This is a genomic window from Oculatella sp. FACHB-28 (genome assembly GCF_014696015.1).
GTDB lineage: Bacteria > Cyanobacteriota > Cyanobacteriia > Elainellales > Elainellaceae > JAAUTN01.
The window spans coordinates 32,339-57,049 of record NZ_JACJPJ010000060.1 but is presented as its reverse complement, the minus strand read 5'-3'; the positions used below and the strand labels follow the sequence as shown (position 1 = coordinate 57,049).

The following is a 24,711-nucleotide window of genomic DNA, read 5'->3' as shown; positions in this document are numbered from 1 at the left end:
AAGCTTTCTACAGTGGCAGTCTGACCCTAAAGGTCGTGCCTACATTTAGTGTACTCTCTACTTCAATTTGACCGTTGTGTAGAGCAACGCAGCGCTTGGCGATCGCCAAACCCAGCCCTGTACCTTGAATGTTGGTTACATTTTTGGCGCGATGAAACGACTCAAATAGACGCGGCTGGTCTTCTGGTGGAATGCCAATGCCCCAATCTTGCACTTCCAGCACAACTTCCGTCTCCTGATAAGTTAGCCTGACTTGAACTGTGCTGTCTGACGAGGAGTACTTGAGCGCATTGGACAGCAGGTTGCTTAAGACTGAGCGAAACAGCTTTTTGTCTAACCCGATAGAGGCAGGCAAACCCTGGCAGGTGAACTCAATAGCTCGCCCAGCACCAATGCTGCCCTGAACTTCTTCGATCAGGTCGCGACAAAACTCCTCTAAATGAATCAGCTCTAAACTTAGCTTGGCTTTTCCACCCTCGACTTGTCCTAATAGGGACACATCATCCAATAGGTAAACAATGTGAGCGATCGCCGTTTTGAGGCGGCGAAAGTGCTTTTGCTTCTTTTCTTCAGTTAAGAATTGGCTGTAGTTTTCTAACATCTCAGCAGACAGCAAAATCGTACTCATTGGAGTGCGAAACTCATGAGATGTCATGGAAATAAAGCGAGATTTGAGTTCGTTGAGTTCCCGTTCTCGGGTTAGCGCTTTGCGAATTTCTTGCTCTACTTGCTTGCGGGCAGTGATATCTCGGCTAATTCCCCGATAGCCCTGTAACTTTCCCTGCGCGTTAAAGATCGGCGAACCGCTGGTTTCTAACACAACGGATTGTCCAGCTCTGTGTAAGAGCCTCTCCTCCAGGTTGGTAAACGGCTCCTGCCTGGTAACGTAAAAGTTGATCAGAGTGGCAAATCGTTTCGCTTCATCTGGTTGCATCAGATCAAAGGCTGTTTTGCCGAGCAGTTCTTCTGGCTCGTAGCCCAACACCTGGTTGACTTTAGGGTTGATATAAACAAAGCACTGGTTGAGGTCAACTTCCCATACCCAATCGCTGGTTTGCTCGACCAGATTCCGAAACTTTTCCTCGCTTTGTTGCAGAGCGGCGATCGCCTGTCTGCGTTCGGCGATCGCTGCCGGATATTGAACTAAATCGTGTTGCTGTTGCTGAATTTGTTGGGTGTAGATTGAGAAAAAATTACCTAAACCTGGAGCTTCTGTTAACAAAACATCGAGATGGTCCTGCGCTCGCTTATCCATTTCGTAACTAACTTCAGGATGTGCCTCCATCCAGAGGTGACATGTTTTTACATACGCAATGAATGTAATTAAGTTTTGGTAGTCCCCTGCTCTCAAAAGGTGACGCAATGTGCTGTAACAAAGGGCTGCTTGGTCCCGTTTTAAGAAAATTGTGACCGAACACCAGAGCACACCCTTCTCCAAAGCAGAATTAGATTCTGGAAAGTTTGACAGTTTCGGCTGGGCTAACAAGAACTCTAAATGCTGGTTGATTTCAGCCTCAGTTGGAATTGGAGAGGCTAGCAGTTCTAGAATCTGCTGCGCTTGCCAGCCCAAGAGTCGCAAGGCGCAACTGTGACAGACCATGCAGTAGGGCACGATGCAGTAGCGCGACAGGTAAGCAAACAATTTTTCCTTGAACAAAACAGGCAGGGGATTGTCCAGGTAGAACACTAAGGTTTGCTGCCAAAGAGTTGACAAAACCTGGGAATCGTTTTGAGCAGGGAAAAAAAAAGGCGGGACAAATCCTAGCTTTTCGGCAATCTCAATCTGGATTGCTTCAATAGTGGAACTGTGATCAACTGATTCGGATGAATCTAGACACAACCTTTCAGACAATCGGGCTGGCGGCTCCTCAGAGACTCGAAAAATGCACAACCTTTCTGCATCTGTGGTAGAGCTAATGTGAATCTCAACGGTGTTGTTGTCCTGTTGTCTAACGGTTAAAACGACTTCAGAAGTTGCTTGCACAGCTTGCTCAAACTGCTGGCAGTCTTCTAAAGACCAGTTTCCCTGAACCGCTAGCTCAGAGAGAAGCTGTTGACACTGGGGCTGAGTTTGCAACCAGCTATCGGAAATTTTCCAAAGCTGGGTCAGCTTTGAGTTAAATAGCGTTAGCGTGCTAGATGAATCAAATAAAGCGATCGCATTGTCTACCTGCTCTAGAATCAGGTTGAAACTGGGGGAAAGGGGCGATCGCATAACGTTACCTGAAGTTCAAATTTTAATGGCAAGTGAAGCTGCCCGCTTTATGAATCACTTTCAAGACACGAGGGCCTGAAAATGGCTTTTTATAGGAAGATAGCTTGTAGAAGAGGGAATAATAGACCGCCAAAATACTCAAGTTTTACCAGCGATATGTATAGACTTAGTTAAGAGTCAGTGCTTTTGCGGAGGGAAATCCAAGCGGTTCTAGCCAATAGCAGATCGCCTCAACTTCTAAGGGTAATGGGCAAATCTCTAATTGGCTTCGTTGTGGCTGTCATAGGACAATAAGCAAAACAATCGCGGCAGGCTTTCATCCATTGACGATTGGAGATTTGCTGAAGCGAATGATTGCACTCGATCGCCCAACTCGCTGACCACTGTTACCCGTTCGCTTTCACCGCTAGTGGAGCAATTCCTGCCAGATCTAGAATTTGTGGAATCAAATCTTCGCGTTTGACGGCCATCATGTGGACGCCTTGACAAAGCTGACGAGCAAGCTTTACTTGCTCTGCGGCGATCGCCACACCTTCTTGCAGCGGATCAGTCGCTCGCTCCAATCGATCAATAACTGCGTCGGGAATCTGTACGCCTGGTACGTTGCGGTTGATAAATCGAGCATTCTTGGCTGATTTCAGCAGGAAAATGCCCGCTAAAACTGGTTTGTTGCAGCTCACTGCAACCTGATCCATAAACTTTTCCAGGCGATCGAAATCTGAAATCAACTGGCTCTGGAAAAACTGTGCCCCTGACTCTAGCTTGCGCTCAAACCGCCGCTGTAGCCCTGACCAACTGCCACACTGAGGGTCGATCGCCGCTCCTGCAAACAGCTCCGTCGCGCCATCAGGCAGCGGTTTCTCATTAAAATCCAATCCCTGGTTGAGCTTATCAATCAGCTTCAACAAACGCACCGATTCCAAGTCAAACACACCTTTTGCCGTGGGGTGATCGCCCGCTTTGATCGGGTCGCCCGTCAGCGCCAAAACGTTGCGAATACCGAGAGCCTGTGCGCCCATCAGATCTGCTTGAAGGGCAATGCAGTTGCGATCGCGGCAGGCCATCTGACAAACTGGCTCAATCCCCTGCTGGAGTAAAACCACCGACGAAGCCAGCGACGACATTCGCAAAACTGCCCGACTACCATCGGTGATATTGACGGCATGAACGCGATCGCGTAGTAGCTTGGCCATCTCAATCATGTGTGCCGGATTTCCCCCCTTGGGCGGCATCACCTCAGCCGTAATCAGAAATTCTTTGGCTTGAGCAGCAGTGCGAAGTCGAGAGCTAGGGGTTGAGGATTGGGGGTTAGGGTGTGGGCAATCGGACATTGCGGCAGTCAGAGGGGTAGGGAGCAGGGGAGAGAGGCGAAGATTTGTAGTTTTACGCTAAAATCGGTCGCCTACAAGGGGGTAGAGTAGCCTAGAGCAGACTTGACTTTTGCCAGGGTAACATTGGCGATCGCCTCTGCCTGTTCTCGCCCCTGACGCAATACCGACTCCAGATACCCCTTATCTGCCATGATTGCATGATATTTGTCCTGAATCGGCTTTAGGGCGGCGATCGCTGTCTCAGTCAACAGCGGTTTGAACTGCCCCCAGCCCATTTCCCGGCATTCTTCTGCGACGGCTTCCTTTGTTTGGTTGGAAAGAATCGTGTAAAGCGTCAGTAGATTGTTGCACTCGGGACGCTCTGGATCATCAAAGGTCAGCCCGCGAATGGGGTCAGTTTTGCAGCGCTTAATTTTGTGCTGAATTTCCTCTGGCGAATCTAGCAGGTTAATCCGGCTTAGCTCCGACGGGTCAGACTTTGACATCTTCCGGGTGCCGTCTGTCAGACTCATTACCCGTGCCCCTTCCTTACGAATCATCGGATCGGGCAATTTTAGAATCGGCTGGTTTTCCTTACCAAACTGATAGTTGAGTCTCGCCGCAATGTCTCGCGTTAGTTCTAGGTGTTGCTTTTGGTCTTCACCGACGGGCACCTTGTCTGGCTCGTAGAGCAAAATGTCTGCCGCTTGCAGTACCGGATAGCACAGCAGCCCTGCCCCTACATTTTCGCCTTGTTTGATCGCTTTCTCACGATACTGCACCATGTCGTAGAGCCAGTTGAGCGGCGTGATGCAGGTCAGCAGCCATGACAATTCGGTGTGAGCAGGGACATGTGACTGCACAAAAATCGTGGCGCAGTCCAAGTCAATCCCACAGGCTAAGTAGGTTGCTGCCACTTTGTAGGTGCTTTCAGCTAAAGCTGCCGGATCGTGAGGGACGGTCATGGCGTGCAGATCAGCCATGAACAAAAAACTGTCGTAGTCGCGCTGGATCTCTACCCAGTTGCGAATTGCGCCAAGGTAATTCCCCAAATGGAGATCGCCAGTGGGTTGAATTCCAGAAAGAACGCGCTGTTTGCCCATAGGTATAAAGTGAATCCGGCTGAGGAGCCTGCTAATTGATCAAGCCCTTACTTTTCTATCACTACCCACGCTGCAAACTCAACTGGATATGTAGCAATTCTAAGTGGGTTGTGAGAGGCGCATCTCAGGGGGTGCGCCTCTCACAACCCGCTCGTCTGACAACTAATTTCTGATACCAATTCTCTTTAAGTTCCCTTTAAGGCTGCATATTTTGGAGCGGGGCACGATCCAAAATATGCAGCTTCATGTAGAAACGGTATGACAACTAAATTGTAGGACTGATATCTAATTGATATCTACTGATATCTATGGTGTTCTAAAAATACCACTTAATAATAGGTTGCTTCACCAGCATTGACAGCAGGTTGACTGCGAGTTGTCACAAAAAATTCAATCTTCAGGCTACCAATTTGAATCAGGTCACCGTCTTGAAGCGATCGCCGCTCCATCACCGGAATGCGCCGTCGATTGACCAAGGTGCCGTTGCTGCTGCCAATATCAGTAATGCTAAATCCTTCATTGCGATGGTGGCTAATTACGGCATGACAGCGAGACGCAGAGGGATCTTGAACTGTAATCGCACAGGTTAAACTTCTGCCGATTAGCCAGCTAGAGGCGATCGCCGTGTTGTGGCTAATTTCAGACTGCATCAAGTTGGTAATCAGAAAAGATGTTCGCCCTATGGCGACTGCCTGAATGTAGCAAGATGAAAGCTGACAGCGTTGTTGAGCCTGTAAAACGGGTCTAATCAGCGTTGCAACTTGGTCAATATTGAAGTCGCAGTCTGCACAAAGAGAGTCGGACAGCGACGGATTTTGCTCTAAAAAAAGCAGAGGACAAGGATTAGACACGACAGAAGATTGCAAAGGTGACATGTTTGCTAGCCAATTCTGCTCAATTTGAGTTGAAGAGAATCATCGAATTTCACGACTTATCTATAAATCTCTTGCAAACTAAATTGCCCCCTATCTAGTGTGATCAAATATGCAAGAAATTCTCCCCTGAAATAAAAGATGCAGTTTTATCAAGTTAAAGGTATTCGTTTGATGTCTTCAAGTATGAATTAGTTGATGAGCAGACCTTAAAACACGCCTTTTATCAAATCATTGCTCAAGATAATGAGATGGCTGATAGTCCAAAACAAAGCTTTAACTCCTAAGCGTCAGGACAATTTGCGATCGCCATAATATGAGCAATTTCTACTTCGTATTTGGATCGTTAATTCAGTGATTTAGTCTTCTCTGTAGTTGCACTGATGCACAGGCTATGGAGCATTAAATGCCAGAATCACGAGGTTTGGCAATCCTAACTTGTAGCAAGTTCATCGAAACTTTACACATATTCTGCATCTTTGGATTTTCTTAAAGCTGCTTTGAATAAAATCTCTTGAGGATAAAACGAGAGAATACGTGTTAGTAAATAGCTCAATCTTGTATAACGATTTTGAAGAGTTTTGAGAAAGGATCTCAACTTCGGCTGTGATCCTTCTATTGCTTTTTAATAGCTTTACAGGTCATATTTTCATACCTTCTAAGCTTTTAGGACTTGGTTGAATTTGAGGTGGACTGCTACGTCCTCTAAGGTGGTTTCTGTAGTTTCTGAAAAAGCTTTTTTTTGCTTTAAGAGAATTCTATCTCTGGCGATCGCCAGCAATTTCTGTCTTGCTTCTTACCAATGAGCCTCTCGTCAAGCTTGAGGGATAATCACTTGACCTTCACGGGTTAGCTTAATTGTTTCCATTTTTTGTGCGATGAAGATTGACTAAATACCCGGAGATAAGATTTAATTCTGCAATGCGACTTTGACAGAGAGAGTTCTCATCAGTTGCAGACCCAAAAATTTAGTCGCGCTACCGAAAGTTGCGTCAACAACTTCCGATAGCTAACCCTTTCGACTGTCACGGCAGTCTGGGGGCTGAAGGTATTTTATCCCTATTTTCAGCCGCCCCAGCTTGCAATGGAAACGCATCGGGGCGGCTGAATTTTTGGGTTTTCCTGCCGTTGTTTATTTCAAGGAAAACCCTATGCATTCCAACTTAATTACCCAGCCAGTAGCGTTCACTGGGACGCTACAGCCCATTCCCCTATCCGTCGCGCCACGACTGCAACCTGCTGCGGCTGGGCAGCCCTGTCGCGAACCAATTCGACATTTGCTAATTGGCTCACCCGCGCTGGTGCAACACACGATTCACCAGCTCCACAACTTGCACTACGCCGAAGCAGGTCTATGGAGTCCGGCGATCGCCCTCCCCAACGCCGAAACCACGATCACGCTTAACCACGGTGAAGTGTTGAGAATTTTGCTGCGCTATGTGGCGATCGGGGATGTAGTAGAGTAAGGTTTGATTCTCTTCAGTGAGATAGAGGATGTTTGAGCGGTAGCAAGTATCCCCTGTAGGGGCGCAGCATTCAGCAGATCAACCCTGGAAACCAACTAGAGACTTGTGCCCGAATGCTACGCCCTATGCAGTTATAGAGAGAGGCGATGAATTGCGTCTTCACATTGCCCAATACTGTCTACGACTCATTTGGAGAAGTGATCGCTGAAAAGGTTTTCTGGTAAATAAGGAGCTAACGATCGCCCAATACTTTTTTCTATAACTTGTTGAGAGAAGCGCTCGCCCCCTTCATCCTCACTCTTCATCCCTCATCTCTCATCCTCACCGTCATCATTCTTTCCTCAATGCCTGCCCAAATCTCCGGTAACACCCGCACTGCTGCCTCTTTACACCTCACTATTAGTTCGTTGGCATAGAAGTAATCATTTAGGGCTTTTACTTCATCTTGAGTGAGTTTTGTTGTTTCTGAATCAAGGTGCAGTGTTCTAAACCAAAGTCGCGAGATTTGGTCAGTAAAATTTCGTCGTACTTTATGGGGCTGATCGTTATCTGGAACTTTTAACCTAAGCACTTCTAGTTCGTTGGTCAAAGTTGTAAAATCGACGGACTTAAAGACTTTTATTTCTTTAAACTCAAGGGCGCGGGCGAGGTCGCGGGGGAGGGCATAGGCGAGGTCGCGGGCGCGGGCGAGGTCGCCGGGGAGGGCACGGGCGAGGTCGCGGGCGCGGGCGAGGTCGCCGGGGAGGGCATAGGCGAGGCCGCGAGGGAGGTCGGGGTCGCGGGCGGGATCGCGGGAGAGGTCGGAGTCGCAGGCGAGGTCGCGGGCACGGGCGAGATAGATTGCTACTGCTCTTTTAGCTGCTGGCTTGTAATCTCCTTCAGAACCTTCCGTTACCCCCTCTGCCCATCTCAGTAAAGCTTGTAGCTTGTGTATATTGACGTAAGTTTTTGCCTGTTTTTCCATCAGTAGAAGCAGGTCATCTGCTCCGCCTCGCATGAGTCCAGCCACTAGTAAAAAGACTTCTCGCCAACGTTCATCGGTGAGGTGCTGCTGAACCAGTGGCTCAATTCTTCGATGGTCATCAATGTATTGTGCAGTGAGATATTCCTGTAGCGTTAGGTGGGAGAAGGAGTAAGCATCTTCTGCCCGTTCCACTAAAATTCCCTGCTGCACCGCGATCGCGTCTAAAACTGCTTCCCCATCTAGATGTTGTGGAGCATTCAGGTTACTGGCTAGAAAAGTCTTAATTTTGCCAACAATGTCTCGCTGGGAGAAGAATAGGCGATCAGATTCAAAACCCTGGCAGGCAATTTCGGAGAGCAAGATTTCTTCTAGCTCAATGCTCAATCCTTCATAAATTTTCTGTTGGTTCTCCAGTCGTTTCTCTGCGGCCCATTCCTCTAATAAAATTCGCAATGCTTTTCGATACAGCACACTGCGATTACTGGGGAAACTCTGAGAGCGGTCATAGACTAGACAGAGAAAAGTTAGCAAAAGTGGCGTGTGGGCTAGCTCTTTAGCACCCTGATTTTCTGGCTTCTGCAAAGCTTCCCAACATTTCTCGGATGTTTTTGCCTTACAATCTTCCTCCGTTTGAAACCAGTTTTGAATAAACTGCTGAATCTGGTCATCCTCAAAGTCTGCCATCGCTACATCTGTAAAGCGGCGAAACCCACCGTGGTATGCAGCAGTGCGGCATGAGGCAATGTAGCGATTTTGGTCATAGCGATCGACAAAATCTTGAATTTTAGCAACTGCTTGGTTCAAATTGTTCACGGGTACTTCATCTAGCCCGTCCAGTAGAATCAGCAATCGTCCATGATCCAAAGCCTTGCGGGTAAATCCTTTTGCATCTGGAAAGCCGCAAGTCTGAAACTCTTCAGCAATGATTTCTTCTAAATCAATTTCACTGGAGGTGAGCCGCTTTAGTTCAATAAATACTGGAATACAACGATGTTGAAATTCGCTCCCTTTGCCCTTCAATGCTTCTAAACCCATTCGTCGCAAAAAAGTAGACTTACCTGCACCCGGCCCACCCAACACCATGAGACAAGATTCAGTGCTAGCAACTTTTACTCCTTCACGCTTGTTTTCAGATTCGGGTTGAAAACGTCGTCGCTGCTTTTCGCGATACGCAGCTTCTAGTGCTTCTACTGAAGCAAACTGACGAATTTCTTTCTCATCCAAGAAGCGAACGGCAGTGTAGACAGTTTCTAAATCTACAGGTTTTCGCATCCCTGATACTTTCAATAAGCAATGCCGCTCTCTGTAGTTTTCAATATATTTCTGCGACGCATTAAAAATTTTCTGACGAATTCCTGCATCTACATTTTTGCCAATCCAACCAAACAGACCACTTCCACCCTTCCAACCTGTTTCAATTACAAGCGTTGTTAATTTGTTGGCAGCAGCGGTTAGAACAACAGTTGATAAAGGGTCAGCCATACCAGTAGAGGAAATAATGAAGTTGTGTCTAGGATAAGCGATCGCCTCTAGGATGAGGCTAGTTACCTCAAATCCCTAATGCTAGAAAAGTAGTAACGGTTTGTAATCATAAAAAAGCAATTTGCCTACCCGCTCGTTGAATTCCTATACTCATACATCGAATTCACTAACCCATTTATTGAATTTGCAAACCTATTTATTGAATTCGTGTATCTGCTCATTAAATTTCTATACCCACTCGTTGAATTTGCAAACCCGTTTATTGAATTCACTAACCCATTTATTGAATTTGCAAACCCGTTTATTGAATTTGAGTAGGCTACGTTCTTGATCAAGGAAAGTGACGACCGCAGTTTTACGGTTATTTTCTACGAGAGAGACAAAATTAGCAGAAATTTTCGGGTAAATCACCAGTGTCAAAGGGCGATCGCCTCTCTTACCTTGGCAATGTCAACCAACTATTCGGGGTGTTAATCATGCCACGCTTAAAGCGCAGTTCCACTGTTTTAGATAAAGCCGAACGTCGAGCCGCCGCACTGAAATCCATTAGTTCTTCTCTCGATTTGGGTAACGGGTTAACGATCGAAACCTTCAGCGAGTTAATCCAGGATATGCAAGACAAGCTAGAAGCTTACAATATGGCTCTTTCTGCGGTTGATGCAGCCCACAGCAAAGTGGAGGAAGTAGAGCGATCGCTGCGAAATTTGTCTGAGCACATGCTGTTGGGCGTTGCCGTTAAGTACGGCAAAAACAGCGTTGAGTATGAGATGGCAGGCGGCACCCGCAAGAGCGAACGTAAGCGCCCCGTGCGTAAAGCGAAAGTAGCGACAGTGGATTTGGAAGCCGTTTAGGGATTTGTGATCTTGCTCGAAGGTAAGGCAAATAAGGCGATCGCCAAGAAAAGGTTTAACCCTTGGGTAGGGGCAGGTTTTGCCAGAATCTTTGCAGTTGAGCAACAGATTTAATGCTAAACCTGCCCTTACAGACATATGGTTTACTAGAAATTTCTTAACCTGCGATCGTTTTTGGGAGAAGTCCAGAACCCGTATTCCTCTCAAAAACGATTTTGTTTTTAAAAATACAGAATCATCCGATTGAGTACCCGTAATATTGCTGCTACTCAAGGATATATGTTCAAAAGCTCATATTTTTCTTGATAGCAAATCTTGCATGGATTGGGTTTGTAAAAGGGTTAACATCCGATAGCTTGAGTATTCAAAAAGCTGAGCTTCAGCTCACTGAATGAATGTTCAAGCTATCTATCTTTAGACTCTTTTTCACTCATATCTAAAAGCAATTGATTTGAGGAATGTTTGAAAAGACGAGTCCATAGCCTAAACGCACGTAGGGTCGCAGCATTCGGTAGATAAAATCTAGTACAGCCCAAAAGTTTCTGCTCGAATGCTACGCCCTATAGGGAATACGCTATACCTCCACAAAAGGTTACTTACTACTTTTCAAACCTCCTCCAAAAGGATCTAACCCGGACAGCAATGCTGTCTAATTTGGGATGCAAATTCTGGCATTCTGTCAGCCTTTGTGTGTTGATTTACCTGTGTTTCCCTGAAAAGGACTTTGCGATGAAAGTGCAGCGAAAAGGAACTCGCCAGCGGTGGTGGAATCGTTCTAAACAAATAGGCTTTGCTTGCCTAAGTGCCCTGTTGATTGTCGGAACCTGGGGAATCAAATCTCTAGCTCAAGGACCAGTTCCCACGAATGGCAGCGGTGAATCGTCTTATGTGTTGTTAGCAACGCCAGAAACGACTCACTTAGGATTTTTTAGCGTCGATTTGCCGCCTGTGCTGCGGGTGAAATCGGGCGACACAGTAACATTCTCCACTTTCCCCAACGTGGGAGAAGAGGCACGACCGGGGCGATCGATTGAGGAATTGGTGGCATCCGCTGATGCGTTAGCAAACGAGCGCAAGCTGATCGGACCCCACTCCCTCACCGGTCCGGTTTACGTGGAAGGGGCTGAACCGGGCGATGTGCTGGAGATCAAAGTTAAAGAGGTCGTGCCTTCAATTTATGCGGGGCAAATCGTGTTTCCAGGCGATCGCAGCCTGGGGCTATTGCCCGAAGAATTTCCGCAGGGTACCATCAGCCACCTTTATGTGGATTTGGCAAATGAAACAACTAGTTTTGCTGAGAATGTAACCCTTCCCGTTAAACCTTTCATGGGAATCATGGGCATTGCGCCGCCTCCAGATTTTTCTGCCAGCAATCCAGAAGCAGGCGATGCCTGGGAAATTCGCCCCGAACGGATTGACACATTAGATGGATTGCGCCGCGTCTCCAGCGTTCCGCCTGACCTGTGGGGCGGCAACATGGACAATAAAGAGTTGACGGCTGGCACTTCTCTGTTTGTCCCGGTGTTTAATTCGGGGGCGCTGTTCTCAACCGGAGATGGTCACGTCAATCAGGGCAATGGTGAAGTTGGCTTGACTGCGTCCGAAACGGCAATGCGAAGTGTGACGGTGCAGTTTGTCGTCCACAAAGACCTGGATTTAATTCGCCCGATCGCTGAAACGCCAACTCACTTCATGACGATGGGCTTTGACCCAGATGTGGATAAGGCGATGAAGATTGCGACTCGTGACATGGTGGATTTGTTGGTCAAGAGTACGGGTTTGACTCGGTTGCAGTCCTATTCTTTGTCTAGCCTGGCAATGGATTTGAATATCACGCAGGTGGTGGATATCAACCGGGGCGTTCACGCGCTGGTGCCCAAGTCGATTTTTACCAACTACACCCCGATCGCCCAGTTGCAGGGAATGGTTCAAACGGAGCAGCCATAGAGCAACTTTGAACTGTGAAATAAAGGAATACGTAGGATGGGTGGAGCGAAGCGCAACCCATGCGGGCATTGGGCTTTGCGCTAATTCATTTAACCTATGAGCTAAGCAGAATCAGGCTCAAGATGGGGTGGCGTAATGGAATCGATGTGGGTGTTGGGTTCCGCTTTGCTTCACCCAACCTACTTTTAAGTCGGTGTTAGTTGATGTGTTAGGAGAGATCTTCATGAAAATGGCTTTTTCGTCGTTTACCGTTCCCGCTCTGGAGTCCCCGATCGCCGAAATTAAATCGACATTATTCAAAGCAGGGACAGTAGCAACTGCGGTGATGGTTGTGGTCACGCTGATTTGTGTTGGAATCTGGGTTACGCCTCTGCAAATTCCGTCACTGTCGCAGCTCCATCTGCCTGTTGGAAATGGATTGCCAGCAACCTATCATCAGGCAATGCAATTGCGGCAGCAGGGTGACTTAATCGGAGCGTTGAATTACCTGGAGCATGCAGCGATCGCCTCTCCCCAAGCGGTTCCTGTTCTTTATGAATTGGGACAAGCTGAGTTTCAACTGAGTCAGGTAGAAGATGCGATCGCCCACTATCGCGAAGCGCTTGCCCAAGATCCAGACCATGCCGCTTCTGCTTATCGGCTAGGCAGCATCTTAGTGACGCTGGGCAGTGTCGACGAGGGAATTGAATATCTCCAGCATTCTGTTGCCGTTGCGCCAACTGCGCTGACCTACTACGACTTAGGAATTTCGCTAGGGCGACGGGGCGATCGCCAGGGAGAGATTGAGAATTTGAAACAAGCGATCGCCCTTCAGCCTGACTACGCAGATGCTCATTTGAACTTGGGCATCACCTACGCTCGGCTGAATGACGTTCCCCATGCCAAGCAATCTCTTCAAATAGCACGAGATCTCTATCAGGAAGAAATCGAGAAACTTGAACACGCCCATCTAGGACAAAACAGCCTGGATGCGCGTATTATCGATCAGATGATTGCGGCGCTTGATTCAGGCTGCGGTGTTCAATGCTGGCAACAAGGCGTTCATGGTGCATAATCTTGGAGAGATGGGGTGAATCACGTCTTTCCAGAGGAAGACGCACAATCCTGCAAAGACGCGATTAATCAAGTCTTTCAAGGAAATATGAACAGAGACGCAATTTATCGCGTCTGGACAATCGGGATCAGGATCATTAATGGTTTGGTGCTATGCAGTGGTGTGAATGTACAACGTGTGATCCGCTTCAGGGAAAGTTGCCTGACCCTACTCCACAACCGCCATCCAACAAACTGCGGCTGTTGGGACTTGGGCTGTTGCTAACAGGTGGCTTTGCCCTGGCAGAATACGGCATGAGCTGGTTGAGCCACAGTTTGGCGTTGGTGGTTGACTCGGGGCACATGTTCTCGGACTGTCTGGCGATGGCGCTGTCTCTGGGGGCAACCTGGTTAGCCCGGTTTGCTGCCAGTCGGCAAATGACGCTTGGCTCCCAACGAGCAGAACTACTGGCTGCATTGGCAAACGGAATTGGGCTGGTGGTGTTGGCAGTCTGGGTTGCCTGGGAAGCGATCATTCGGTTTCAGAGTGAGCATCCCGCAATTATTAGTGAAATGATGCTGCTGACGGCGATCGTCGGGTTGGGCTTCAATCTGGTCACGGCTTCGCTGTTGCACAACCACAGCCACGCTGATTTAAATATCCGAGGTGCGTTTCTGCACGTATTGGCAGACACGGTTAGTTCGGTGGGCGTGATTTTAGCAGCACTATTAATCTGGCTGCTGCATTGGGATTGGGCAGATGAAGTAATCAGTCTAATTACCGCTGGGCTGATTGCACTTGGAGCATTGCCGCTGATTCGGGAAAGCCTGCGATCGCTTCGCCAACCTTCCCTTTAAGGCAATTAACGTATGAAGTAAGGGCTTGGCACTGCCAAGCCCTTACAAGTTAGCTGAATTCTTAGTTTGAAACCAACTCCGAAATCGTAGCCCACGCTCCTCGCGTGTCGAGGTAACTGGATGCATAGTTTTGGCAGAGCAGTTCTTCACTTAAAAACGGGTCGTATTTCTCGTTAATCTTGTTTCTCACAGTTGCAGCTAGCGCAACAGGATTAACGGGAGGTTTAGCGGCGATCGCCCTCAATTCCTTCAACACCTTCGCAGGCGTTGTCTCTTCAATAGTGAGGGCGATCGCATCCCTTCCCACCCGCAACCCCTTTGCTTGGAGCTGCACCAGGATTGTATTCATCACCAGGTCGCCTTTCCAGCAAAACAATAGTGTTTGCTGCCCGTTGGATAACAAAGGTGTATTCGCAAGGTGAAAGCGATGGAAGTTAGTTCTAGCTTCGCTGAGCAGATCGTGGGCGATTGCATCTAAAAAGATAGGCGCTTCTTTGGAAACATAGAGCCTGTACATCTCCTCTCGAATGCGATTGTGAATCCAGCCGCGATTGCCACTAAAACTGGGAACCCGCCCAGCAGCAGCGCGTTCTACATCGACAATGCGACGTTCCTGATCGACTGCCAAAACGCGCCAGCGGTGTCCAGCAAAAATTAGGTAAAGTCCTTCAGTTAAAGGATATTCAACGGGCAAGGTGCCTAATGTTTTACCGTGAGTCACGATGCGGTATTCTTCGGGCGTTTGAAAGGCAGTGAAAAAACTGTAGTGATTCACTAGTTTTTCCCCTTTCAAACCCAGAAGAAGTAACCCTTCCTGAGTCTGCTGAATCAGATCTTGCGCTCCCAAACAGCGCAACAGTTGAATAAATAAAGCCTGATCAACAGCGGTAAAAGCTCCCTTCTGGCAAAGTGTTTCCCATGCCTGTTTTGCTCTCACACCTCCTCTTTCAGCAATGAGTGATAAAACCTGTTGAATCAGGGTTGAGAGATGCAGTTTACTCACGATAGGTGGTTCACACCAGCGCTCTAGCAGCAGATTGACAATGGCGATCGCCTGCATCAGTTCAGGGTGCAGTGAGTCTTGAGGAGAAGTGTAAGGTGTCACTTCTGGCTCTGAAATGTAGAAGCGCATGATTGCCGCATCGCCTTCTCGCCGTCCCGATCGCCCCAACCGCTGACGAGTACTGGTGACCGAAAAAGGCGCACCCACTTGAGCAATCGAGGTCATAGAACCGATGTCGATTCCCATTTCCAACGTGGTGGTGCAAACAACGGTAGTGGGGCGATCGCCCTTCAACGCTTGCTCTGCCTCTTCCCGTAAATCTTTAGAGAGACTGCCGTGATGGGGTAAAAACTCATTGGGGAGTTTTTGCTGTTCACATAATCGACGCAGGCGATCGGCATATGCTTCCACATCAGCCCGACGATTAATAAAAATGAGATTGTTTGTACCGCGCAACACCTTAAACAAATGGGCTGCAATGTCTGACTTATCTCTGGATTCAGCAGTTTTAGTTGCTTCTGTATCGACTTCAGTTTCTTCCTCATCCTCCAAGTCAAAGAGATCGGGGGCAAGTTCGCGATAGCCGCGCACCTGAATCTTGAGTTCCTGTCCTTCATCGTCCTCCGGTTGAATCAGCAAGACCTTCTCACCTTCACCAGAACGGATAAACTCTGCTGCCAGCCCCATATCGCCTAGCGTCGCACTCAAGCCAATGCGAGGAACGGCATGTCCTGCAACTTGCTCCACTCGATGCATCAGGCTTTGCAGTTGTTTGCCTCGCTCTGCACCAATAAAAGAGTGCAGTTCATCAATTACGAGATAGCGCAGTGCCTGAAAGATTCCCGCCAGTTCGTATCCGCGCCGCACAAAAAGCGCTTCTAAAGATTCTGGTGTAATCAGCACCACACCAGATGGATGCTTGAGTGCCCGCTGCTTTCGCCCTGCATCAATATCTCCGTGCCAGGGGTGAATCGGAATCTCCAACAGTTCTCCCATTGCAGAAAGGCGACGATATTGGTCGTTGATCAGGGCTTTTAGCGGACTAATGTAGAGAACCTGAATTCCGCTGCCAGTCTCATCCATTAACTTAGAAAAGATGGGCAGAAATGCCGCTTCTGTTTTACCGCCTGCGGTTGCAGCCGAGATAATTACATCGCGTTGGGCTGAGAGAATGGGGGCGATCGCCTGTTCCTGAATATCGCGCAACTCCATCCACTGTTGCTGCCAAATCCAGCGCTGCACCCGTTCATGCAGTTGGTCAAATCCAGAGGAAATGGGGCGATTGGAGGAAGACATTTGCAGCTATCTCATTAGTGATGCATCGAGCAGTACGATAGAGCATGTTAACTAGCCAGCACTTTAGTCAAAGTTTAATTTTGACTGGTTTTCGTCAATATGATTTCTTTATGGTGGATGAAATATTGGTCGATTATGACCCTCATGATATGAGCGGCAAGCCAAATAATATTCGTTTATTCTGTGCAAAAGAAAACCAAGCAAATTACTTCAATCAAGTGAAGAATGCTTTTTGGATTAATTTACGGATCTTTTAAAATACCAAATCCAGTTAGTTCTGTCCTGGTTTCCCTAACTGAACTGTTTCTGAATTGTAGTAGCGCTGCAAGGTTAAAGCGTTGGGTGGAGCAGAGCGAAACCCAACCTACAGTTAACTGAATGTCTCTAAGTTGTAGGTTGGGGTAGAGGTATGAAACCCAACACCCGAAGAGATCCTTTTCAAAGGCGTAGTATTTCTTAGAAATGTCTCACCAGCTATTAGTCAATCTTGCGTTTTTGCTGTCTCGTCCTACAGGTACGAGTACTTATGCGTTAAACCTTTTGTCTCACTTAAAGTCACTCAATCCTTTACTCCTTACGGCTCAAACAGTCGAAGGGCAGGAGTGCTATCCAATTCCAGCAGGGCAAACTGCAGAGCAAGGGTTTCGAGGGCATCTCAAGCGACTAATTTGGACTCAGCAGCAGTTGCCCAAGATTTATCAGGAGTGGCGATCGCCCCTGATCTTTTCCCCTATTCCAGAAGCTCCTTTATTTACGAACTGTCGCTTTGTCGTCACAGTTCACGATTTGATTCCGATTCGATTTCCTAAACGATTTTCTCCCTTGATCCCCTATTACCGTTATTACGTGCCCCAGGTTTTACAGCAGGCACAGCATTTAATCTGTGATTCCGTCGCGACGGCTGAGGATTTAACTCACTTCTTTCAAATTCCAGCCAAAAAAATTACGCCCATCCTCCTTGCCCACAATGCTGAGCACTTTCGGTTCTTGGATTTACCCACCCGCAATTATTTCCTTTACTTGGGTCGCAGCGATTCCTATAAAAACCTTCAGCGCTTAATTGCTGCATTTGCTGCCTTGCCAACTTGTAAGGACTACGAACTGTGGCTAGCAGGACCAACTGATAAGCGCTACACCCCTCAACTCATTGCTCAAATCGACCACTTAAATCTCTCTGCTCAGGTCAAGTTTTTGAACTACGTTGACTATGCAGAATTGCCCAAGGTGATTAATCAGGCGATCGCCCTCGTTTTTCCCAGCCTGTGGGAAGGATTTGGGCTACCCGTCTTAGAGGCAATGGCTTGCGGGACACCTGTGATTACTTCCAATGTGTCTTCTTTGCCAGAGGTGGCAGGCGATGCAGCTATTCTGGTGAATCCTTATGAAGTGGCTGAAATCACAGAAGCAATGCAAACGGTCGTTTCGGATGCGGGAGTGCGATCGCAACTTCGTTCGGCGGGTTTAGCTAGAGCTAGTCAATTTAGCTGGGAGAAAACTGGGCAACGGACTGCTGAGGTGCTTCAGCAATTTTGTTGATTTTGGCGTAACTGAGACCTGCTGCACTTCAAGAAGTGGTTTATGCAGAAACCCTTTTGATTTGAGAAGATGATTGTTGATTTGTTGCTTAAGGAAGAAGAATGCTAGCCAAGCGAATTTTGCCCTGTTTGGATGTCAAAGCCGGACGGGTAGTTAAAGGCGTTAATTTTGTCGATTTGCGCGATGCAGGCGATCCAGTGGAGCTAGCTCAGGCATACAACCAGGCGGGGGCAGATGAACTAGTGTTTCTCGATATCACTGCAACCCACGAGGATCGCGACATCATCTATGACGTGGTTTACCGAACTGCGGAACAGGTTTTTATTCCGCTGACGGTGGGGGGTGGCGTTCAATCCTTAGAAACAATTAAAAAATTGTTAAGAGCCGGAGCCGACAAAGTCAGCATTAATTCGGCGGCAGTGCGTGACCCAGAGCTGATTGACCGAGCCAGCGATCGCTTTGGCGACCAATGCATTGTGGTGGCGATCGATGCCCGTCGTCGCACCGATCCTGCTAATCCGGGTTGGGATGTGTTTGTCCGGGGTGGGCGAGAAAATACAGGATTGGATGCGATCGCTTGGGCTGCTGAGGTCGCGCGTCGGGGTGCTGGAGAACTGCTGGTAACCAGCATGGACGCAGACGGAACGCAGGCTGGCTATGATTTGGAGTTGACCAAGGCGATCGCCAACCAAGTTCAAATTCCCGTAATCGCGTCAGGGGGAGCGGGCAACTGCGAACACATTCACGCCGCCCTCACCGAAGGAAAAGCTGAAGCCGCTTTGCTAGCCTCACTGTTGCACTATGGACAGCTTACCGTCGCTGAGATTAAGCATCATCTGCAAGCTAATCAAGTTCCTGTCCGCCTAACATAAGTTCTGCATTTTCAGAACCGGCTTCTTAACAAGTCTTCCGTCAAAAGGAGGACACTTCCATGAGAAGCTGTTACAATACGTAAAGTATTACATTTCGTTACACTTTACGTTCTTTAGATGTTCTTTATTCTGATTGTTGTCATTGGTCTAGTCGCCTGGGCCTTGCATCTAATGCAAGAGGCAGTCGAAAGCCGCGAGTTTTCTTTGATGCTTGCTGGCTTTCTGGTCTCTGCTGCTGCTGCTGCGATGATGGCTGTCTATTTCTTGATGGGTCACTACGTGGGTTATATGTCCCAGATGGCTCAGCATGCCTACTTGCACGATCAGTTTCTAGAGTCTCAGGCACAATTTGATGATTCAATTTGGACGGTCGATTTGAGTGCTGTTCTCAATGATGGCTATCCTGAGCTCCGCTCCCGTTCCTGATGTACTAGAGGGATGGAGTACGGACAACCGAGTTTTTTAGATTCAACCAAGCTTCTACGTCAATGTGGAGCAGACAAGAGGTCTGCTCCACATGAATGTTTAGAGGTGTTTTTCTTTCCTGAAGGTTGAGCTTTCAAGCCAGCGTTTCAACCTTCGGACTTGAGAGTTGTAGATTAGAGAGTTTCTATTCTCCCTTCGGGCCCGTCACCATTTGCAGAATGAATGGGTGTCCACCAGCCTGGTGATAGCGGTCTGCCCAGGCTCGAATCACTTCATCTAATTCTTCGAGTGCCTGGTCGATGCGCTCAGGCGGAATGTCTAATTCCTCTAAAATTCGCACGACCTTGGGCTGGCGATCTGCCCAGTCCTTCATCAATCGGAAATAACGGGCTGTGTCTTCCACCATGATGTAGGTGCGTTCTTCTTCATCTGCTGGAGAGTAAGAGGAACGGGTCAGCGCGTAGAAGGGCATTCCCCAGGGTGAGTCAATCCGAGTGACGGTACCAGAGTAAATTAGCCGTCGCTTGATGTGCTCTGCCAACGCTTCACTCAAGGGCATCGCGCGGTCTGCTGGCACATCTTCTTGCGATCGTGTGTGCAGAAACTCGATGATGTCCATGAACTGGAAAGAGTTAATCAACTGTGCGTCAGGCAGATTGTCTGGTAGTTTCTCTTCAATCTGACGCTTTTCGTCCGACGTGAGGCTAGTTCCTGGGATTCTAGCCCGTCCGGGCTGCCAGGGGTATTGCTCTAGCCAAACGTAAGGCAGTTGAATCAAGTAGCGTGGCTCTTGGGAGCCAAGCATTTTTAGTAGTTTGCCCTCGGTCAATGCTTGCCGCACTTCTTCAACAATCACCTTGACCCGTTTTGGCTCAATGTGATGAAGATGACCGGTCATCCGCAGGTTTTGCCCCTGCTCTAGATAGGTCATGTAGATAGCGCACTTAGCGGCAGTTGCGGCTGCGTCCAGGAAAGCACCATGTCGATGTCCACTGGTTCGCATGGCACTAAATGCCAGGTAAAGCATGATCTGATCCATGGCGCTAGGGCTGAGGCGTTTGATCAGATCTATGTCGTTGCTCATCTTAAAGGCGATCGCGCAGTGTGTGGACAATGAATTGATTGACTTAAGCTAACTTCTGCCTCTGTAGCTAGGCAGATTAACCGTCAAAGCATCCTTAGCTTAAATCATCCCGATAACGTTAGGCACTGATCTTACTCACTTAAATTGGCTTTTTTTGCTCAGAAATGGGCAGAAAACCAATTCGCATTTAAGGCAAGATGGATCTACAGCAGATCAGTTGCTCTGGCACCCTTAGCGTAAATGAAAGGCAGTTTAAGGTCGCTCTCTAACAGGATAGAATTTTTGACCCTGACCTGGCAGACATTGATGTATCCCTTTTCACGGTATTTCAACTGAGTTGTTTTGGCAGAGACAAATATCTCACAGAGAGAAATTAATTGCGTCAATAAATTCCGCATCTCTGACAAAACTTATTCCTAGATTAAGGGAGAACGACGAACTATTTAGGAAGTTTTTGGACAAATGCTAGGCTGACTGACAATTGGTTAGCATGTGTTAAGCGCATTGAGCTGTGTCTCTGCGTCCGCTGCCCCGATGAAAGAGTTGGACTTGAGGACGCTCAGATGTAACAGATTGATTCTCTAGAGCAGCCAAAGATGGCATAATGTGGGAGGAGTCGCAGTTATCTTCTTTGGAACTGGCAGCCACTACAGCTAGCAGAAGACTTGCTGAAATAACAGAGGCGAGGATGGACATGGGAAGTTTCCGTCTCAGAGTTTCTAGTTCTTGATACGGAAGTTTCTAGAGTGAATCAGGAAAAGTCGCTGAGGTTACCTCTAGGGGCTACCTTTAGCGATTGCCTCACTTTCTTCTACTAAAATCCAATTGCCTGCTGGATTCACTTTTCCTCTAATCCGAATAAATTGTCCATTCGTATAAGCAGCTAGTTGTTGATTGACTTGCGGCTCCAGTGTGACCAGTGAGAAGGTTTGATTCGCGAGAGAAAGAGGGGCGATCGCAACAAACGCATAGTTTTGCTCATCCTTCCGCTCAAACTGCCCAGACAAATCCTGGGAAGAGTTACTTAGTCCAGACAGACTCGCTGCATGGGTTGAAGCCTCTGCCAGAGGACAGTTACCATCAGCCGGATAAGTATCTGGATGCTCAAGGTAATGCTGCTGCCAGGTGCGCCATTCAGGATAGCTGGGCGGCAGATTAAACAGCGGGATCACTCCGGCAGGAGCAGTTGGGTCATCTAGCAGCGCTTCCTGCAAAGCCTTGACAGGTAAATCTCTGGGCTGACAGTTTTGCTCAACGCAAAGCGCAGCTGCCATGCCTGCGGCTTGCCCGATCCCCAAGACAACGGGTTGCAGTCGGGTTGCTCCATTGGCAATGTGAGACACAGAAATATTTTTTTCGCAGACTAGCAGTCCATCCGCCGTTGCCGGAATTAGACAGCGGTAGGGAATGGTGAAAGGCGTACCTGTCCAGCGTCCACCCCAGCGGATCGATTTGGGTTTCAGCGGAAATTCAACACCGGGATAATGGTGGTCGTTGGCATAGTTGCCGAGGGCGATCGCCTCCACTTCCCCCTGCTCATTAATCGGCAGTGGCGCAACCTGTCCGTCTGGCAGCGGCAAAATGTCTTGCTCTATAACGGTTGCTAAGCCCTGTAGCCGACGGCTCTCCCGATAGTAAGGATGCAGCGCAAAGGCACCACCTGCTAGCTCTTTGCCATCTTTTGGAAAAATATCGTCTGCCAGTCCATAGCGCCTACCCAATTTTGTTTGAATGAATCGAGCAAAGCGTTGAGTGTGCCAGCGAGCTTCCCACAAAAAGGCTTGTTTGCTCAGGGCAGATTGCACCAATCGTCCAACGCCTTCTGCATAATCATTGCCGTTTTGCGGCCAGTTGATCATGAAGCGGTTTCCCGGTAAGCGCCCGTAGTTCAAAAATTTGTCTGCGCCGTAATTTGTCCAGGCATCTTCAAATTGCTCTGCCCGACGGATAGGCGGAGCCGAAATCAGCGGTACGTCTGCGCCTTCACCAAAGTCCTGCATAACCACAATCCAGGTAGGAGCCTGGACTGGATACCGCTGGGTTAAGTCGTTAGGCTCGATCGGCGCACTGGGCTCTCCCCACTCTGACTGATATTCCCATCCCCAGCGATGGGGCACTTCTGCCAGGGGCAACAGGTCGCCTAGCTCCGTTCCATCTAAGGTTATTTGTGCCTGAACCGTCAGATCGCTAAATCGAACGCCTGTGACGCTCTCGCCTTGCTTGAGGACTTCTAGGGGCGATCGTCCCGTAATCCATTGCAGGTTGGGCAACTCCTGCACCCAGTCTGCAAAGATCTCGGCACCCACACGCGGATCGTAGGTAAAAAAGCTGACCCAGGCATGGTCTAACCCCTCCGGCTGCCGCTGCAATTTCTGCAAAAATGCACGCCAAATTCCGGTTTGAAATGCCGCCAGCTCATTCCCATCTGGAGCCGAAACGCCTGCCGAAGTCAGCATTCCGCCTAGCCAGGGAAACTCACTCACGAGAATCGTTTGTGCCCCTCGCCTTGCCGCCTGAATTGCTGCTGCTGTTCCACCCGTGCCGCCGCCGACTACGAGAATATCTGTGGTGAGGGTTTGCATAGGGGGGAGGGACTGCCAACAATGCTAAAGTCTATCCCAGAACCAGAGGGCACTAACGATGAAGGCGCAAGTTTTTAGAGGGGTTAATCAACTCAGTTATGAAGAGGTGCCTACGCCAGAAATTGCCTCGGATGAGGTGTTGGTGCAGGTGCGTGTGGTGGGGCTTTGTCAGTCTGATATTAAAAAGATTCGCTATCCGCTGTATGAGCCGCCTCGAATTTTTGGGCATGAAACGGCAGGGATCATTGCTGCGGTTGGCTCTGAGGTAAAAGAGTGGCAGGTTGGGCAGCGGGTTGTGGTGATGCACCATATTCCCTGTATGCACTGTGGCTATTGCCTCAATGACAATTTTTCGATGTGTGACGTTTATAAGAATGTAACGACGACTGCGGGGTTCACGCCCAGTGGAGGTGGCTTTGCGGAATACGTTAAAGTGCCAGGGCACATTGTGCAGCATGGTGGGCTGATCCCCATTCCCGATGACATCAGTTTTGAGCAGGCTAGCTTTGTAGAGCCAACAAACTGCTGTCTGAAAGCGGTGAAAAAGGCACAGATTGCACCTGGACAAACGGTTTTGGTGACGGGAGCCGGACCAATCGGGCTGATGTTTATCATGCTGGTGAAATATTTTGGGGCGAAGGCGATCGCCACCGATCTGCTCCCGAGCCGCATCGAAAAAGCCTTGAGCGTAGGCGCTGAAGCTGCCTTTGATGCGCGTGATCCCAACCTTGCCGCCAAAATAAAATCGCAAACTCAGGGAATGGGCGTTGACACAGCCCTGCTGGCAGTCCCCAGTGAAAAAGCTTTCTTTCAGGCATTAGACTGCACTCGCAAAGGTGGCAAGATTCTATTTTTTGCCGAGTTTCCTGATGAGCTGGAGATTCCGCTGAATCCCAACACGCTTTATCGACGGGAGATTGACCTGATGGGGAGCTACAGTTCCTCATATCGGGTGCAGGCGTTGGCGGCTGATATTGTGTTTAACCGTCGAATTGATGTGGATGCGCTAGTAAGCGATCGCTATCCACTCAAAGATCTGGCCGCTGCGGTAGAACGGGCTGTTGCCCCAACCCCAGAGACGCTGAAGATTTTGTTGTATCCCTAATAGTAAGGAGTGACATCTTCGCCACAATCGTCTGCTAGATAGGACAATGCCCGAAAGCGGAGTCCGACAAGCTGTTCGTAGAGCGGGTTGAGCTTGCACAATGGCGGAATGTGAACGACTTTGTGCCCAAATACATTCACGTCTCGCTCAAACGGGCACTGAGACGGGATCATCTTGCACAGGAAGCGGGCCACTCTGGGGTCAGCAATTTCGAGCTGATCGAGCCATTCCCGTACTGGGCGCAAGGGAGTGATTGCCTGCTCACTGCCTCCTGGTGCAGTTGTAGCTTTGGCAGCGTTAGCCTGTGCTTCTATCTGACGTTCGGGCAGCGTCAGGCAGAGGGTTTCTAAAACGGCGGTGGGTTGCCCTAAAGCTTGGCAGAACTGCCTCAAGGTTTGGTCTTCAGGGCTGGAATAGGTGCCATCGGCGATCGCGACCATCACTGCTGTTCGGAGGAAATTTTCTGCTGTTTTAGCGTCATTCCCTAAAATGGCAGCCAGTTCATTAGCGGCGATCGGTTCTAACGCTCCTAGATCCGTTTTGGGATCTAGTTCATCCTGAGTCAGGCTAGCAATCAGGTCTTTTTCTTCCTGGTCAAAGTGTCCGTCTGCCCAGGCGATCGTCAATAGCCCTCGTAACCAAACTGAAATCTGTTCGCTTGTGTAAAGATGAGCAGCACTAGCCATAAAACCCTTGAGTAGTAAGCT

Annotated in this window: 20 protein-coding genes; 10 read left to right on the top strand and 10 right to left on the bottom strand. The window is 48.6% G+C overall.

Going from position 1 to position 24,711, the window contains the following annotated elements:
* Positions 1-7 precede the first annotated feature (7 nt).
* The 4 genes from H6F88_RS12385 to H6F88_RS12370 form a co-directional block, all read right to left on the bottom strand.
* Positions 8-2,215 carry an ATP-binding protein gene (locus H6F88_RS12385; RefSeq protein WP_190643049.1) on the bottom strand — a complete coding sequence of 736 codons (2,208 nt, stop codon included), beginning with the start codon at positions 2,213-2,215 and terminating at the stop codon, positions 8-10.
* Between the two features lie 386 nt (positions 2,216-2,601).
* Positions 2,602-3,546: a methylenetetrahydrofolate reductase gene (locus H6F88_RS12380; protein ID WP_190643048.1), complete on the bottom strand. Its 945-nt coding sequence runs from the start codon at positions 3,544-3,546 to the stop codon at positions 2,602-2,604.
* A 71-nt stretch (positions 3,547-3,617) separates the two neighbouring features.
* On the bottom strand, positions 3,618-4,628 hold the full coding sequence (gene trpS / locus H6F88_RS12375) for a tryptophan--tRNA ligase (RefSeq protein WP_190643047.1): 1,011 nt from the start codon (positions 4,626-4,628) through the stop codon (positions 3,618-3,620).
* A 329-nt stretch (positions 4,629-4,957) separates the two neighbouring features.
* Positions 4,958-5,503 (bottom strand): FHA domain-containing protein, encoded by a 546-nt coding sequence (locus tag H6F88_RS12370; RefSeq protein WP_190643046.1) that lies wholly within the window; start codon positions 5,501-5,503, stop codon positions 4,958-4,960.
* Positions 5,504-6,651: 1,148 nt separating this feature from the next.
* Here H6F88_RS12370 and H6F88_RS12365 point away from each other — a divergent pair.
* Entirely contained in the window at positions 6,652-6,966 is a 315-nt protein-coding gene (locus H6F88_RS12365) for a hypothetical protein (protein ID WP_242050516.1), read from the top strand.
* A gap of 301 nt (positions 6,967-7,267) precedes the next feature.
* On the opposite strand, the gene H6F88_RS12360 is transcribed toward H6F88_RS12365, so the two are convergent.
* Positions 7,268-9,412: an NACHT domain-containing protein gene (locus tag H6F88_RS12360; protein WP_190643045.1), complete on the bottom strand. Its 2,145-nt coding sequence runs from the start codon at positions 9,410-9,412 to the stop codon at positions 7,268-7,270.
* 413 nt (positions 9,413-9,825) lie between these two features.
* On the opposite strand from H6F88_RS12360, the gene H6F88_RS12355 reads away from it, so the two are divergent.
* The 4 genes from H6F88_RS12355 to H6F88_RS12340 all read left to right on the top strand — a co-directional run bounded on the left by H6F88_RS12355 (position 9,826) and on the right by H6F88_RS12340 (position 14,100).
* Positions 9,826-10,263, top strand: a complete 438-nt coding sequence (locus tag H6F88_RS12355) for a hypothetical protein (protein WP_199333572.1) — start codon at positions 9,826-9,828, stop codon at positions 10,261-10,263.
* 729 nt (positions 10,264-10,992) lie between these two features.
* Positions 10,993-12,210 (top strand): acetamidase/formamidase family protein, encoded by a 1,218-nt coding sequence (locus tag H6F88_RS12350; RefSeq protein ID WP_190643044.1) that lies wholly within the window; start codon positions 10,993-10,995, stop codon positions 12,208-12,210.
* A gap of 223 nt (positions 12,211-12,433) precedes the next feature.
* Entirely contained in the window at positions 12,434-13,264 is an 831-nt protein-coding gene (locus tag H6F88_RS12345; RefSeq protein WP_190643043.1) for a tetratricopeptide repeat protein, read from the top strand.
* A gap of 152 nt (positions 13,265-13,416) precedes the next feature.
* On the top strand, positions 13,417-14,100 hold the full coding sequence (locus H6F88_RS12340; RefSeq protein ID WP_190643042.1) for a cation diffusion facilitator family transporter: 684 nt from the start codon (positions 13,417-13,419) through the stop codon (positions 14,098-14,100).
* Positions 14,101-14,161: 61 nt separating this feature from the next.
* Here H6F88_RS12340 and H6F88_RS12335 read toward each other — a convergent pair whose 3' ends face one another.
* The gene (locus H6F88_RS12335) at positions 14,162-16,399 is read right to left on the bottom strand and encodes a DEAD/DEAH box helicase (protein ID WP_190643041.1); all 2,238 of its coding nucleotides are present in this window, start codon (positions 16,397-16,399) and stop codon (positions 14,162-14,164) included.
* A gap of 44 nt (positions 16,400-16,443) precedes the next feature.
* On the opposite strand from H6F88_RS12335, the gene H6F88_RS12330 reads away from it, so the two are divergent.
* The 4 genes from H6F88_RS12330 to H6F88_RS33335 all read left to right on the top strand — a co-directional run bounded on the left by H6F88_RS12330 (position 16,444) and on the right by H6F88_RS33335 (position 19,233).
* Complete coding sequence (locus tag H6F88_RS12330) at positions 16,444-16,656, top strand: hypothetical protein (protein WP_190643040.1); 213 nt, start codon at positions 16,444-16,446, stop codon at positions 16,654-16,656.
* Positions 16,657-16,861: 205 nt separating this feature from the next.
* Complete coding sequence (locus H6F88_RS12325) at positions 16,862-17,935, top strand: glycosyltransferase family 1 protein (protein WP_190643039.1); 1,074 nt, start codon at positions 16,862-16,864, stop codon at positions 17,933-17,935.
* Positions 17,936-18,036: 101 nt separating this feature from the next.
* Positions 18,037-18,807: an imidazole glycerol phosphate synthase subunit HisF gene (gene hisF, locus H6F88_RS12320; RefSeq protein WP_190643038.1), complete on the top strand. Its 771-nt coding sequence runs from the start codon at positions 18,037-18,039 to the stop codon at positions 18,805-18,807.
* Positions 18,808-18,924: 117 nt separating this feature from the next.
* The gene (locus H6F88_RS33335) at positions 18,925-19,233 is read left to right on the top strand and encodes a hypothetical protein (protein WP_242050515.1); all 309 of its coding nucleotides are present in this window, start codon (positions 18,925-18,927) and stop codon (positions 19,231-19,233) included.
* A 184-nt stretch (positions 19,234-19,417) separates the two neighbouring features.
* On the opposite strand, the gene hetR is transcribed toward H6F88_RS33335, so the two are convergent.
* The 3 genes from hetR to H6F88_RS12300 all read right to left on the bottom strand — a co-directional run bounded on the left by hetR (position 19,418) and on the right by H6F88_RS12300 (position 22,899).
* Complete coding sequence (hetR, locus tag H6F88_RS12310) at positions 19,418-20,317, bottom strand: heterocyst differentiation master regulator HetR (protein ID WP_190643148.1); 900 nt, start codon at positions 20,315-20,317, stop codon at positions 19,418-19,420.
* Between the two features lie 495 nt (positions 20,318-20,812).
* On the bottom strand, positions 20,813-21,013 hold the full coding sequence (locus H6F88_RS12305; protein WP_190643037.1) for a hypothetical protein: 201 nt from the start codon (positions 21,011-21,013) through the stop codon (positions 20,813-20,815).
* Between the two features lie 80 nt (positions 21,014-21,093).
* Positions 21,094-22,899, bottom strand: coding sequence for an FAD-dependent oxidoreductase (locus tag H6F88_RS12300; RefSeq protein WP_190643036.1), 1,806 nt, complete (start codon positions 22,897-22,899; stop codon positions 21,094-21,096).
* A gap of 58 nt (positions 22,900-22,957) precedes the next feature.
* On the opposite strand from H6F88_RS12300, the gene H6F88_RS12295 reads away from it, so the two are divergent.
* On the top strand, positions 22,958-24,004 hold the full coding sequence (locus H6F88_RS12295) for a zinc-dependent dehydrogenase (protein ID WP_190643035.1): 1,047 nt from the start codon (positions 22,958-22,960) through the stop codon (positions 24,002-24,004).
* On the opposite strand, the gene H6F88_RS12290 is transcribed toward H6F88_RS12295, so the two are convergent.
* Positions 24,001-24,690: a Mo-dependent nitrogenase C-terminal domain-containing protein gene (locus H6F88_RS12290; RefSeq protein ID WP_190643034.1), complete on the bottom strand. Its 690-nt coding sequence runs from the start codon at positions 24,688-24,690 to the stop codon at positions 24,001-24,003. The genes H6F88_RS12295 and H6F88_RS12290 overlap by 4 nt on opposite strands.
* Between the last annotated feature and the right edge of the window lie 21 nt (positions 24,691-24,711).